At 46.1% G+C, this 13,281-nt stretch carries 11 protein-coding genes and 1 pseudogene; 2 read left to right on the forward strand and 10 right to left on the reverse strand.

Features of this window, described 5'->3' with window-relative positions:
- Positions 1 to 189 precede the first annotated feature (189 nt).
- Positions 190 to 438, forward strand: coding sequence for a pirin family protein (locus tag DK430_RS13230; RefSeq protein WP_162616843.1), 249 nt, complete (start codon positions 190 to 192; stop codon positions 436 to 438).
- A gap of 37 nt (positions 439 to 475) precedes the next feature.
- On the opposite strand, the gene DK430_RS11190 is transcribed toward DK430_RS13230, so the two are convergent.
- Positions 476 to 1,198, reverse strand: coding sequence for a tetratricopeptide repeat protein (locus tag DK430_RS11190; RefSeq protein ID WP_109079143.1), 723 nt, complete (start codon positions 1,196 to 1,198; stop codon positions 476 to 478).
- Positions 1,195 to 1,911 (reverse strand): YwiC-like family protein, encoded by a 717-nt coding sequence (locus DK430_RS11195; RefSeq protein WP_109079144.1) that lies wholly within the window; start codon positions 1,909 to 1,911, stop codon positions 1,195 to 1,197. Before DK430_RS11195 ends, DK430_RS11190 begins: the two co-directional genes overlap by 4 nt.
- Positions 1,912 to 2,011: 100 nt before the next feature.
- Between DK430_RS11195 and DK430_RS11200 the strand changes: the two genes are divergently transcribed.
- On the forward strand, positions 2,012 to 2,365 hold the full coding sequence (locus DK430_RS11200; RefSeq protein ID WP_109079145.1) for a RidA family protein: 354 nt from the start codon (positions 2,012 to 2,014) through the stop codon (positions 2,363 to 2,365).
- Here the strand turns inward: DK430_RS11200 and DK430_RS11205 are convergent.
- The 8 genes and pseudogenes from DK430_RS11205 to mscK form a co-directional block, all read right to left on the reverse strand.
- Positions 2,362 to 3,246, reverse strand: a complete 885-nt coding sequence (locus tag DK430_RS11205) for an endonuclease/exonuclease/phosphatase family protein (RefSeq protein ID WP_109079146.1) — start codon at positions 3,244 to 3,246, stop codon at positions 2,362 to 2,364. The two genes, DK430_RS11200 and DK430_RS11205, sit on opposite strands and share 4 nt — an antisense overlap.
- A 2-nt stretch (positions 3,247 to 3,248) precedes the next feature.
- Positions 3,249 to 5,299 (reverse strand): annotated as a pseudogene (gene dnaX, locus DK430_RS11215) (DNA polymerase III subunit gamma/tau).
- Between the two features lie 29 nt (positions 5,300 to 5,328).
- Positions 5,329 to 5,871, reverse strand: a complete 543-nt coding sequence (gene apt, locus DK430_RS11220; RefSeq protein ID WP_109079148.1) for an adenine phosphoribosyltransferase — start codon at positions 5,869 to 5,871, stop codon at positions 5,329 to 5,331.
- An 89-nt stretch (positions 5,872 to 5,960) separates the two neighbouring features.
- Positions 5,961 to 6,917, reverse strand: coding sequence for a lauroyl-Kdo(2)-lipid IV(A) myristoyltransferase (gene lpxM, locus DK430_RS11225; RefSeq protein ID WP_109079149.1), 957 nt, complete (start codon positions 6,915 to 6,917; stop codon positions 5,961 to 5,963).
- Positions 6,918 to 7,040: 123 nt separating this feature from the next.
- On the reverse strand, positions 7,041 to 7,808 hold the full coding sequence (locus DK430_RS11230; RefSeq protein WP_109079150.1) for a TSUP family transporter: 768 nt from the start codon (positions 7,806 to 7,808) through the stop codon (positions 7,041 to 7,043).
- 3 nt (positions 7,809 to 7,811) lie between these two features.
- Complete coding sequence (gene mepA / locus DK430_RS11235) at positions 7,812 to 8,684, reverse strand: penicillin-insensitive murein endopeptidase (protein ID WP_109079151.1); 873 nt, start codon at positions 8,682 to 8,684, stop codon at positions 7,812 to 7,814.
- A gap of 134 nt (positions 8,685 to 8,818) precedes the next feature.
- Positions 8,819 to 9,892, reverse strand: coding sequence for a chorismate synthase (aroC, locus tag DK430_RS11240; RefSeq protein WP_109079152.1), 1,074 nt, complete (start codon positions 9,890 to 9,892; stop codon positions 8,819 to 8,821).
- An 11-nt stretch (positions 9,893 to 9,903) separates the two neighbouring features.
- Entirely contained in the window at positions 9,904 to 13,281 is a 3,378-nt protein-coding gene (gene mscK / locus DK430_RS11245) for a mechanosensitive channel MscK (protein WP_109079153.1), read from the reverse strand.

Genomic DNA, 13,281 nt, shown 5'->3' on the forward strand with positions numbered 1-13,281 from the left:
ACCATCCGCTGCTTTCACCAACGAATCCGGATTAAGAGTCTTCGCCATTTAAACGCCCTCACTATCTAAGATTAAATATTTCTAAAAGGAGCATAAGTTTATCAATATTAATAAAAAAATGCGAGGATTCATCAGTGTTTTCATTTTATAAATATAAGATAAGTTTTTTCTAAAAGTACGGTACCTTTGATGGCGTTTGGACTCATCAGGACGCGTGGTTCTCCCTCGGCAAATTCACGGAGAAAACCGACCGCACTTTATGCCTTGCATAGCACCGATAATGGCGTGTATGTCTTCATGATCAAAGGTTCGACAAAAATCGCTGGAATAGAACTGAACAAACACGACGGGCTGGGCGTTTGGGATATTGATAAAATTGAAATTGAAGTCAATGCGGAAAGTGAAATTTTATTAATGGAAGCGCCGATGTTTAGTTGAAAATAAAAATCCACCTGAAAAGATGGATTTTTTACGTTTAGCGATAATAATTTAAGATTTCCAGCCGCTCCCGTGCCGCATCGGAAAAATAGCTTTGTTGTGCGATAAGATCTTTATAAATGGAAATCGCAAGCGGGCGATTGCGTCGGGTACCTTCGCCGTGTTCGTACATCAACGCCAGACGGAAAATGGCTTCTTCATTACCTTGTCGGGCGCTTTTCTCCAACCACTGAAACGCTTTGTGAAAATTTTTAATTTTATTTTCGTTGTAATACAGCATGCCTAAAATCAACATGGCTTGCGAATCGCTGACGTCGGCGGCTTGTTCCAATAAATTGATGCCGTATTCCAGATTTTTCTTCACGCCGTAGCCGCCGGCATAAAGAATGCCTAGATTCGTCAGCGCTTTCACACTGCCCTTCTCCGCCGCTTCGCTAAACCACCAATAGGCTTTCTCGTAATTTTTCTCAACCCCGTTACCGCCAAAATAAAAACGCCCTAAATCCAACTGTGCATTGCGGTCATCCCGTAATGCCAGAATCCGCATCACGTTAAATGCGGAGCGGGCATCGTCATAATGGTAAAAACGTCTTGCCAGGTTTCTTAATTCATCGTTATTCAGTTTATTCTGCACAAACGCCGACATTTCCTGTGCGTTTTCTGCCACCGAAAAGGCAATATTTTCTGTCGCCTGTACGGAAAAACTAAATAATCCTAATAATATCGCGAAATGTTTTAACGGTTTTTTCATGATCTTCATAAAGTTGCATAGAGCAAATTGGCAAAAAATAACAGGGAAACTGCCATTTCGGTGAGTCCAACCTGTTTTACCGACATTTTTTTACGCGGTAACCAAATTGCACGAATTAACGGCGGGATGAACGCCAACGCCATAAAATATTGTTGTAACAGGATAAATCCAAGCGCACAAAGCACGTGAAAACCGATAGACAATTTCAGGTATAACGGATTTTTGCGCTCGCGCATCACAGATTTCACATATAAGGTGGTACCGATAAAAAATAAGCTCGGATACAACGCCACCAGCCAGATGTTGCTATCGAAAGTGCGGTCGGGAAAATAATAAGATCCCATGCCCGCGATGGCAAAAATAATGATGCCCACCAAATCATTCAAAAAGGCGCGCTCGTCTTTTTTCTTTACATAATAAATACTGACCAGCACTAACGGCGTCATAGCCGCCACAAAAAATACCGTTCGCCAATTATGTAATAGCACCGGAATGGCGAAAATCAGCGTGGCAAAAAAGTAGATCCACGACCATTTAATGTACAACGCCAGATTTCTGCCTTTAAATAAATTCAGAAACGGGTAAGTCATTAAATATAATGAAAACCAAGCCAGTAAAAAGAAAAAATGTTGCCAAATAGGATGGTTAAGCAACATACCATACAGAAACGGCATGAGCGCCATGACGATTGCGCCGTGTTGATTAGAAATCAATAGCTTCATAATTGAGACTAGTTATCAGTTGAAAAGTTTAAGAATTTTAGAGCTTTTTCGTGAAGATTGGTATAATCCTTGCGAATTATTTTTATTTCGGAGAAGAAAGATGACACAGATTCAACGTATTGACACCAACTCCCGCCTTGCCGAAATGGTGATTTACAACGGCGTCGCCTATTTGGCAGGGCAAGTGCCGGAAACCACTTTAGAGCAAGACGCTTACGCCCAAACTCAAGAAGTGTTAAAGCTCATCAATAAATTACTAGAAAAAGCCGGCTCCCATAAAAGCCGTATTTTGAACACACAAATCTTTCTTGCGGATATGCAAGATTACGCATTAATGAATGCGGCATGGGATGAATGGGTTGACCCACAAAGCCCACCGGCACGCGCCACCGTAGAAGCCAAACTGGCGGATCTGCGCTGGAAGGTAGAAATTGTGGTGACGGCGGCGGTTTAATCCGCTAACGCCACCTCCAACAACAACGGCGCATGATCGGAGCTTGCCGTCGGCTCCGTTGTTGCACTTAATACGTTCAATCCGCGCACGAAAACATGATCCAGCGGATTGCCTAAAAAGCGCAGACGATGATCTTGCTGAAAACGCACTTCCTGTAAACCATATTCGGCAATTAATGCCTGAATACGCGACATACGATAACCGCTCCAAGAATTAAAATCGCCGGCAAAAATAATCGGCCCTTGATGTTGAGAAATGAGCTGCATAAGCGTGCGTAATTGCTCGCCGTAATTCGTCGGGTTCATTTCAAAATTGATTAAATGTACGTTGATCAATAACAGACTTTTTCCATCCGCCAAAGGCAAACTCATGGCGGCGCCCACTTTCGGAATGCGAATCCAAGGTTCGGATTTCGCGCCTGCACAATAAAAGTGCGGTGTAAATTTAGAGAGAATTTCAATCCCTGATTGTTGCTGTAAATAAGCGAAGGCGGTGGCGTAAAGTGCGGTAGGAAATTGTGCCGAATATTGCTCTGCCAACTGCTGCGTGTTTAACACTTCCTGCAATAACAAAAAGTCTTTTCCATCAGCCAAACGGGCGAGCGCCTGTTGCCAACCGGCATCCTGCCCTTTATGCAGGTTCCAAATTAATAAACTGAATTTATGCTGTGTAACCTTCTGTGGATTTTGCGTGGTTTGATAACAAGTTAAATCATCATGTTTTTTGAGCGGCTGATACGCCGGATTTGAGGTATCGGTAAATTGAATTTTAACAGGCGAAAAAATATCTATGCTGTAGAAAAGATAGGCGCTAACGACTGCCACGACGAAAACAAGAAAAGCGCCGAACTTACGGATAAATTTTGTTTTTTGACTTGCCATCATTACACCGGACGAATACTTTTCACATCCACGCTGCAATCAAATTCGCGTTCCAATAATTGCAGTTTTTGATCTTGCAATAAATCCTGTTTTGCCTGTTCGCGCAACTGCGCATAAATTTTGCGGCGATAATCCGTCGGCGTGAAATATTGCTCATCATCATTCGCTTCAACGGTCAAGTTTATTTCTTTCTCCAACACTCGGGAAAGCGCCTGCTGTAACAGCGTGCGATGCTTATCCTGATTCAAATGCCCATGGCTGGAACGCACGCCGAGTTTAAAGGAATCCTCGGTTTCCGCCCAAATAAAGGTATTCAAAGCGAATTCTTTGGTGAGATTTTCTACACCGCTTTGTTCAATCAGCTTCGCCCAACGATCTTGTTCTTGGGTCAAATGCACGATTTTTTGCTGTAACTCGGGGGTGATGTCCTGCAAAATGGCGGCTTTGATCTCGGAAGGTTTCGGGCCTTGCTCCACATTCGCCAGTTCCGGATTGCTCCACTCCCAACGATAATCTTCGCCCGGCAGCACGTCCGAATCATTTTCTTCAGTATCGGATTCATTCTGATTTTCCACCGCACTTTTGTCTCCCAAAGGCTCGACGGCGTGTGAAAGTGCGGTCAGTTTTTCCGATGAATGTTGCGCTAGGCGCTCAGACTTTTTTTTTTTTATTGAGACGGGCTGCTCGGCATGGCATCCAGCTGCTCCAACCCGTTTAACGCATCCAATACGGGAGAATGGGCTAACGCCTCCGTGGATTGCGTCATTTGAGGTTGCGCGGTTTTTACCGGCGTTTCATCCGTAGCCGATTTTTTATGACGTTGATAATGGGCTTTGATGGCTTGAGACACCACCGGCATTTCAATCGCCGGTGAAGCGGTTTGCGTCATCCCTTGAGCGGAAGATTTAACGGTATTTTGCACCGCACTTTGTGCGCTTAAGGACGTGTTCGTCTCGACATCGGCAAGGTTACCAATCCATTTCGGGTGGAACGCCAATGCACGCAATAACACCATTTCCGCGCCCATACGCGCTGTCGGTGCTGCGCTCAATTCTTTTCGACCGCTCACCATGACTTGATAGAAAAATTGCACGTCCTGCGGCGCGATATGTTTCGCCAAAAAGCCGATGTGATCCGCTTCCGTTAAAGAGGCTTGCGGCAATAATTGCTGCATGGCGATCTTATGCAGATTCTCCGCAACATCACGCAACAATTCATCCCAATCGCCCGCTTTATCCGCCACGCCGTTGACGACCTGCATAAGTTTCTCACCATTGCCTTGTTGCAAAGCATAAATGATTTCAATGGCTTGGCTTTCGTCCAATAAACCAAGCATATCATTGACGATATTGAGCGTGACATTGCCGTTACTCATGGCAATCGCCTGATCGGTCAAACTTAGACTGTCACGAATACTGCCCTGCGCTGCGTCGGCAAGTTTATCTAACGCCAAAGGTTCAAAAGGAATCTGTTCCTGATTCAGAATGTATGTCAAATGCCCGGCAATTTGTGACGGCTCCAAGGCTTTCAAATGAAACTGCATGCAACGGGATAAAATCGTCACCGGCAGTTTATGAGGATCCGTAGTGGCAAGTAGGAATTTTACGTATTCCGGCGGTTCTTCCAAGGTTTTCAGCAACGCATTGAAAGAGTGACGGGAAAGCATGTGCACTTCGTCGATAAGATACACTTTATAGCGCCCTAACACCGGTTTATATTGCACGTTATCCAGCAACTCGCGGGTGTCTTCCACTTTGGTGCGGGACGCCGCGTCGATTTCGATTAAATCGATAAAATTGCCTTCTTCAATGGCTTTGCAATGTTCGCATACGCCACAAGGTTCGGCGGTCACGCCGTTGACGCAATTCAACCCTTTGGCGAATAAACGGGCGATGGAGGTTTTCCCCACGCCGCGCGTACCGGAAAATAAATAGGCGTGGTGCAGGCGATTTTCGCGCAAGCCGTTCGCAAGTGCGGTCAAAATATGTTGCTGACCGACAACGTCAGCAAAGGTTTTTGGTCGCCATTTTCTTGCTAATACCTGATAACTCATGCTTTATCCCTGCCCGTTCAATCGAAAAATTAGTGGCCGGCGAAATTAACTAAGGTGTAAGGCTCAACGCCCAAACCGCGTAGGCGTTGTTCGCCGCCCAATTCCGGTAAATTAATCACGAAAGCGGCGTGTTTTACTTCACCGCCAAGACGTTGCACCAATTTAACGGTGGCTTCAACAGTCCCGCCGGTTGCCAATAAATCGTCAATAATCAATACGTTATCATTTTTTTGAATAGCGTCCGTATGAATTTCCAAGGTGTCTTGCCCATATTCCAATTCGTAAGATTGCGCGATGGTTTCACGGGGTAATTTGCCCGGTTTACGTACCAGCACGAAAGGCACGTTTAACGCCAACGCCACCGGCGCACCGAAAATAAAACCACGGGATTCGGTGCCGATAACTTTATTAATGCCTTTGTCTTTGCAGTGCCGGACAATGAGGTCAATGGCGGCATGAAACGCCGCCGGGTTTTCTACCAGGCTGGTAATATCACGAAAAATGATTCCCGGTTTCGGATAATCCGGAATGGATTTAATTGAAGAAGCGATAAGTGCAAGTTGTTTTTCCATTTTTTTACCTAAAGTGCGGTTGATTTTTGGCTCGGATTAAAATTATAAATCGGCGCGCATATTACCATAAATCGGAAGTTTGCCGAAGATTAATCATAAAGATCTTCGCCATTTTTTCGGGTGCGCAGCAGCTGTAAAATCCAGACATATTGTTCCGGCGTTGCCGTCACGAAACTTTCAATTTCCACATTCATGGCGCGAGCGGATTGTAACGGATCGTCGCTAAGTTCCATGGCGGGATGAATTTCCATTTGATATTTCCCAACCTCGGCGTTATAACGCGGAAACATTGGAATCACAACGGCTTTCGCCAATTTCGCCATTTTATTAATGCCCGGCAACGTCGCTTTATAAGTCGCGAAAAAATCCACATACACGCTCTGCTCTTCGCCAAAATCTTCGTCCGGCAAATAATAGCCCATTTGCCCTTGTTTAATATGACTCAGAAACGGCTTGATCCCATTTTGGCGGGCGTGCATTTTGCCGCCGAAACGCTGACGCGCCAAAGTCCACAGCCAATCCACCAGCGGATTACGGTGCGGATTATACATCGACGTCATAGGAATACCGTGGGTGTGCAAAATAATGCCCGACGCGTCAATCGCCCAACCGTGCGGCACCAGCAAAATCACGTTTTTGCCCTGTTCTTTCGCCTGTTTGATGTATTCAATGCCGATAAATTCGCTACGTTGTTGCAAATGTTTTTTCGAGCGCACGGCAATTTCGCCAATCCCTAACATCACCTGCGCCACCACGGCAAACATCTTATCAATCACCAGCTCGCGCTGTGCTTCCGTCCACTGCGGAAAGCAATATTGCAAATTGATTTGCGCACGCTTGCGCTGTTTTTTCGCTTTATGCCCGATAAATACACCGATCTTGGCGGCCAGTTTATCGCGCCACCGAAAAGGCATAAACGCCAATAATAACAATGCCAGAATACCGCACCAAATGCCCCAGTATTTCGGTTTTAAATACGACCATGAGAAATGCGGCTCATAGCCGACGCGCGCCGTTAAACGGATATTTTGTTGAGAATCTGTCATTTATGGTTTTTCGTTCAATGTTAAGAATTAGGACACACGTTAGAAACGCGCGCCATCAAATATCGGCATAAAAACTTTTTCGTGTGATAAAAACACCCAATTTTATGACCGCACTTTATGCCGTTAAAAATTAAACCAGCCTTGATCAAATGCCATTTTTATCGTCATGATAAAAGACATGACAACGACCATCGGGCGAATCAGCGTTTTGCCTTTGGTCATCACCATTTTGGCGCCCAGATTGGCACCGATAAATTGCCCCGCCAACATAATCAAACCCACCGTCCACAAAATTTGTCCGCCGATAAGAAAGAAAATCAAGGACGCCAGGTTGGAGGTAAAATTCATCACTTTGGCATGCGCCGTGGCTTTCGCTAAATTAAAACCAAGTAACGTGACACAAGCCAAGCTCATAATAGAGCCGGTGCCGGGGCCGAAAAAGCCGTCGTAAAAGCCCATAAAAGTGCCGATGCAAAACGCAAAAACCGGATAAGAAAGGCGTTGTTTACGATCTTCGTCGCCAAGTTTAGGTGTGACCAAAAAATAAATGCCGATGGCTAAAATCAAAAACGGTAAGATTTTTTTAATTAAAGATGCATCAATCAACTGAATCAAAATCGTCCCGGCAACGGAGCCAAGAAAAATCATCAGTAAAATTAACCAAACTTCCGAAAATTTGACCGCTCTTTTGCGCAAAAAATACAGGCTGGCAGAAAAAGAACCGCCGCAGGCTTGTAGCTTGTTTGTGCCAAGCGCCACCGCCGGCGGAAGCCCCGTCATCAGCAGTGCGGGAATGGTGATTAAACCGCCGCCTCCGGCGATAGCGTCAATAAAACCGGCGACAAAGGCAACGGCAAATAAAATGGCTAAAATATCAATCCCGAATTCCATAGGTTACTCCAGCCATTCGCTTCGATTTGGCGAACTTAACACTTGTTGGCATAAAAACGGCTCCGGCGGTGTCACTTTTGGCTTAGTTGGCGTAGCACCCGGTTTTGCCGGTTCAAACCAAGAATAAAGCTCGCTGTCACAACCGTCACCGGCAGGAACCGGCAATTGATTCTCACAATATTGCGCCCCTTGCGGACAAGCCAAGCGCACATGGAAATGGGAGTCATGCCCGAACCAAGGACGAATTTTATGCAACCATGCGCGATCCGCACCCGCCGTTTCGCAGAGTTTCAATTTAATCGCGGGATTCACGAAAATACGGGTGACTTTGGGATCCTCCGCCGCCAATTTGATCAGCTTCGCGTGGTTGGCGTTCCAAATGCTGTCATCCACTCGCTGCGCCTTACGATTCACCACCAACAAGCCTTTGCCGTCGGAATTCAGCGCGTCGCTGTCAGACATACTGCCCATGCGCAACCAAATATCCGCATCCAACCCCATTTGGTGGCTGGCGTGCCCCGTTAAAAAACGTCCGCCGCCGGGCATGGCAATGTCGCCCACCAACATGGTCGGCAACCCCGCCGCTTTGGCACGTTGCCCCAAACGTTGCAAATAGCTGATCATGTCGGGATGTCCGTAATAGCGGTTTTTATTCATACGAATCACTTGGTAGCCATCGCCTTTATAAGGCAGCGGTTGCGCGCCGATAATACAGCCGTTGGAATAACTACCGATAGGATCGGCTTTACCGTTTTCCGCCGGAATCGGTCGTTTTATTTGCTGCCAGTCTTGCGGTGCGGCAAAAGGTTGAGCGGCGTAAAAAACACTGCTAAAAATGACCGCACTTGAAAGTAATTTTGTTAAAGACTTATACATAATATGCCCTAAATTATTTGGCTCCCTCCGTTTACGGGGGGAGCTGCCGAAGGCTGAGGGGGGATACCCCCTTCCGTCCTGCGGACATCTTCCCCCGCAAGCAGGGGAAGGCAAGCTATTGTGATTTTAAATCGCTATTTACATTGCGCTTTAAACCGTAGCAAATGATCCAACAGCACAATTGCCATCATCGCCTCGGCGATCGGTACGGCTCGAATGCCGACGCAAGGATCGTGGCGACCTTTCGTCACAACGTCCACCGGCTCATTGTTCACATTCACCGAGCGGCCCGGAATGGTAATGCTGGAAGTGGGTTTTAACGCAATGGTGGCAATAACCGGTTGCCCCGAACTGATCCCGCCAAGAATACCGCCGGCATGGTTGGAAAGGAAACCTTCGGGTGTCATTTCGTCACGATGTTGACTCCCTTTTTGTTCCACCACGGCGAAACCGTCGCCGATTTCCACGCCTTTTACGGCGTTAATGCTCATTAAAGCGTGGGCTAAATCGGCATCCAGACGATCAAAGACCGGCTCGCCCAAGCCGACGGGCACGTTTTCCGCCACCACGGTGAGTTTCGCACCGATGGAATCCCCTTGTTTTTTAAGATCACGAATCAATTCATCGAATTTTTCCACCGCACTTTCGTCAGGGCAGAAGAAAGGATTGCTATTGACTTTGTCCCAATCAATTTTGCCCACAATTTGTGGCGCAATTTTCACATTGCCGATTTGGCTTAAAAAACCACGGACTTCGATGCCGAATTGTTCGCGTAAATATTTTTTCGCAATGGCGCCGGCAGCCACGCGCATGGCGGTTTCGCGGGCGGAAGAACGACCGCCGCCGCGATAATCGCGAATGCCGTATTTTTGCTGATAAGTAAAATCGGCGTGCCCTGGGCGGAAACGGTCTTTGATGTCGCCGTAATCTTGCGAGCGTTGATCGGCGTTTTTGATGATCATGCCGATGCTGGTGCCGGTGGTTTTTCCTTCAAAGACACCGGATAAAATCTGTACTTCGTCATCTTCGCGACGAGGTGTGGTGTAGCGGGACGTGCCCGGTTTGCGACGATCCAAATCCGGTTGAATGTCCGCTTCCGATAGTTCCATGTTCGGCGGTACGCCATCGACGATACAACCTAAAGCAATGCCGTGGGATTCACCGAAAGTGGTGACGCGAAATAATTGTCCGATGGTATTTCCTGCCATGCTATTCTCTCTTAATTAGCCGAAATTGCGGCTTTCTGACTTGTTGATTTAGTTGATGTTTTGCCTAATTTTGTTAGGTCGATAAACGGGATTTCTTCGCCCGTATCATTATTTTTGATGAAAATATCCAACTGATTGAAAGCGATATCCACGTTATTTTCCGCAAACAATTCATTAATGCGACGGTTTAATGCATCAATAGTGTTGGTACGTTCGGATAATTGAGACACATAAACACGCAATTCATGATCCAAGGTGCTGGCACCGAAACTCAGGAATAAGGCGCGCGGTTCAGGATCTTTCATCACATTATCCTGCTCGCTTGCCGCTTGTAACAGCAAACGTTTCACCAATTCCAAATCAGAACCGTACGCCACACCGATAGAAATAACCAAACGGGTTACGGTATTGGAAAGCGCCCAGTTAATCACCTGCCCTGTCACAAAGGATTTGTTTGGTACAATCACTTCTTTACGATCAGCGTCAATCAGTGTGATAGCACGAATTCGAATCTTCGCCACCGTACCGGTAACACCGTTAATTGTGACGGTATCGCCGACCCGAATCGGGCGTTCAAACAAGAGAATAATGCCGGACACGAAGTTCGCAAAGATTTCCTGCATACCGAAACCCAGACCAACGGAAAGTGCGGCGAATAACCATTGTAATTTTGACCACGACATGCCCAGTGTTGCAAACGCCCAGGCACCGCCGATGGCAACCAGAATATAGGTCAGTAAGGTGTTAATGGTATAAGGTGTGCCTTGCGACAGTTTGACCCGAGAGAAAAACAGCACCTCTAAAATCCCCGGGATATTGCGCACCAGAATGTAGGTAATGCTGATAATCACCAGCGCCACAATCAGGTTAAATAACGAGATACTCTCGGTGACAACGCCTGCTTCCGTGGTGGAAATCTGTTGCCAAAGGGTAATGTCGCGTAAGTAACTCGCCACCGTGACTAAATCCGACCACACATAATAGAGCATGGCAAACAATGCCGTCCAGATGAATAAATCGGCGAAACTTAATAATTGACTGCGCACCTGATTCAGCGCCAAGCCTTCTTCCTGTTCGGTAATCATCACCACGTCATCGGAAGGTGAGCCGTCGTTGGAATCCGCTTGTTTTTGCTGGCGTTTTTCCTGCAAACGACGATACGCCAGACGACGGGATGCCACGGTAATAGCACGATAAACCGTATGTCGTGCAAGGGACCAAACCACCCAAGCAATATAGGTATTAATAATATGCGAAATCAGATTTAACGCAGTGTAATAATACCCCAACACAACCAGTACGATTAATCCGACCGGTGCCAAACGCAACAGAATCCGTATGATTTTCAGAATGATTTTATCGCGATTATCCTGAGTACCGTTACCAAAAGTATTCACCGCCCGGTTAAAGCGCGGCGCAATAATGGCAATACAGAAGCCGAGAGCAACAATGGTATTAATTTCACCTAAAATATCATTGGCAAGCCCGCTGTCCATAACATTGCTGAAAACGGAGGTGTTCAGCAATAAAACCACAGCAACAATAATTCGTTTGGTAATGGATTGGAATTTCTCTGCCGATTCTTGTGAAAAACCGAAATGGCGGACCAAAATACCGTTCGGTCGCAATACCGCCAGCAGAAAGCTAAAGAACCACCAATAACCCGCCATGCTTAAGGACCACTGCCAAAACTCAGCCGGATTGCGGAAGAAGAAAAAGCCGAGCAGCTGGCAAATTGCCAGAAACCATAGAGTACCGGATAAAGACAAAATCGCCGTGTAAAACAGCGCAATCGGCGTATGCCACTGGCTGTCGGAACGTAACGTATTGATTTCCCCGTTAATCAAGGCAAGGCGATGTTTGATCGCCGGTTTGAATTTAAAAATAATCCCGCCAATTACCACCAAAATAAACACATAGGTCAACAAATACGGCAGATTGTCGAAATTTGTCGGAAAGCCGAGCTTTTTAGCAATGCCGTCAAATTGCGCACCTAAGGACATCGGTAAGGTTTTGAACCAGTCCAGATTAATCGGGTTATTACTTTTTACCCAGAAGCTTTGCTGATCCAGTTTTGCCTGAATCTGATCACTGATTTGGGTAATTTGCTGCTGTGTCAGCTCTAAAGAGATAGCTAAATTTAACTGATTGTTTAACGACTTAATCACATCAGAAGCAATCTTTCGGCGCTCTGTCAGCAAATTGGTTAATTGCGTTTTTTCCGTATCGGTGAAGGTTTGATTTTCATCCGCCTGAACCTTAGTCACATAAGCGTCTAAATCATATAGCTCGTTACGGCGCTGGGTAATATCAAAAATCTGCACCCGCAAATCGGCGATTTGTTTCGATAACCCTTGGATATTTAAGTTTGTCGGCAGCTTTTGTTTTTGTAACTGAATAATGCGCGATAACACCAAGGTGCCCTGTAACGCACTGATTTGTTCGTCGATGGTGCGTTGGGTTTGCGTTAAATTTTCCAGCACATTACGCATACGCAATTCATCTTGCGTCAACGTATTGGTTTTTTCCGTTTGCTCCAACAAAAATTGGCTCAACTGCGCATTACGATCCAGTTCTTTCTGAATAAAATTATTTTTAACCGCACTTTGCTGTTGCTGCTGTGCCTGCTCTACCTGATTTTGTGACTGTGCCAGATTCTTTTGGTTAATCACCTCCTGAATCACCGCCAGCTGTTGTTGTTGCACCTGCACACGAACACTCAGCAAATCATAACGACTTTGATACAACACCGTGAGCTGGTCGCTATTTCTCAATAAGAATTGATTGTAGGCATTGCGCAGATCGATCAGTTGTAATTCCAACTGATATTGTTGCTTCAACGTCGCACCGGTGGCGGCTTCAGCAAGTTTTTGATTGAGTTCCTGCGTGCGTTTTAAGTTATTCGCCAAGGTGGTTTGCGCCCGCTCGGACACAGAACTTTGCCCCGCCAATAGACCATTCACCACATTCAGTGCAGATTGCGTATCCTGCTGCTGATTGTTCAGTTTTTCAAAAGAAGATTGCAACGACGTCAGGCTGGCTGATTTATAATCATCGGCGCTTGCCGTATTCAGTTGTTTTTTGAGATTTTGTAAATCCGTAGTGTCTTTTTGGATTTCCGCGTCTGCGCCGTTAATGGTTGCCTGTAAATCATCATTGGCTTTTTGTTGCGCCTGAATTTGTTGCAATAAATCCAAGGATCCTTGCAAGTTGGCGACTAATGTTTTTTTATCGTCGCCGTCAGGCAATTTTTGTGCGGCGGCAAGATCCGCCTTAAGGCTTTTTTCCGTCGGCAGGGAATTATTCTGATCGGCAAATGCACTTTGCGAAACGGCAATATTCAACAATAATACGGCGCAAAGTGCGGTCAAAAAAGAACTTATTTTCAT

This window comes from Aggregatibacter kilianii, from assembly GCF_003129965.1.
Lineage (GTDB): Bacteria > Pseudomonadota > Gammaproteobacteria > Enterobacterales > Pasteurellaceae > Aggregatibacter > Aggregatibacter kilianii_A.

What these genes read in the sequence shown, in the direction of transcription:
- aroC (WP_109079152.1), bottom strand. Translation starts at nt 9,892, where the DNA reads ATGGCAGGAAATACCATCGGACAATTATTTCGCGTCACCACTTTCGGT.
- mscK (WP_109079153.1), bottom strand. Translation starts at nt 13,281, where the DNA reads ATGAAAATAAGTTCTTTTTTGACCGCACTTTGCGCCGTATTATTGTTG.
- apt (WP_109079148.1), bottom strand. Translation starts at nt 5,871, where the DNA reads ATGGAAAAACAACTTGCACTTATCGCTTCTTCAATTAAATCCATTCCG.
- DK430_RS11190 (WP_109079143.1), bottom strand. Translation starts at nt 1,198, where the DNA reads ATGAAGATCATGAAAAAACCGTTAAAACATTTCGCGATATTATTAGGA.
- DK430_RS13230 (WP_162616843.1), top strand. Translation starts at nt 190, where the DNA reads ATGGCGTTTGGACTCATCAGGACGCGTGGTTCTCCCTCGGCAAATTCA.
- DK430_RS11230 (WP_109079150.1), bottom strand. Translation starts at nt 7,808, where the DNA reads ATGGAATTCGGGATTGATATTTTAGCCATTTTATTTGCCGTTGCCTTT.
- DK430_RS11195 (WP_109079144.1), bottom strand. Translation starts at nt 1,911, where the DNA reads ATGAAGCTATTGATTTCTAATCAACACGGCGCAATCGTCATGGCGCTC.
- mepA (WP_109079151.1), bottom strand. Translation starts at nt 8,684, where the DNA reads ATGTATAAGTCTTTAACAAAATTACTTTCAAGTGCGGTCATTTTTAGC.
- DK430_RS11200 (WP_109079145.1), top strand. Translation starts at nt 2,012, where the DNA reads ATGACACAGATTCAACGTATTGACACCAACTCCCGCCTTGCCGAAATG.
- DK430_RS11205 (WP_109079146.1), bottom strand. Translation starts at nt 3,246, where the DNA reads ATGGCAAGTCAAAAAACAAAATTTATCCGTAAGTTCGGCGCTTTTCTT.
- lpxM (WP_109079149.1), bottom strand. Translation starts at nt 6,917, where the DNA reads ATGACAGATTCTCAACAAAATATCCGTTTAACGGCGCGCGTCGGCTAT.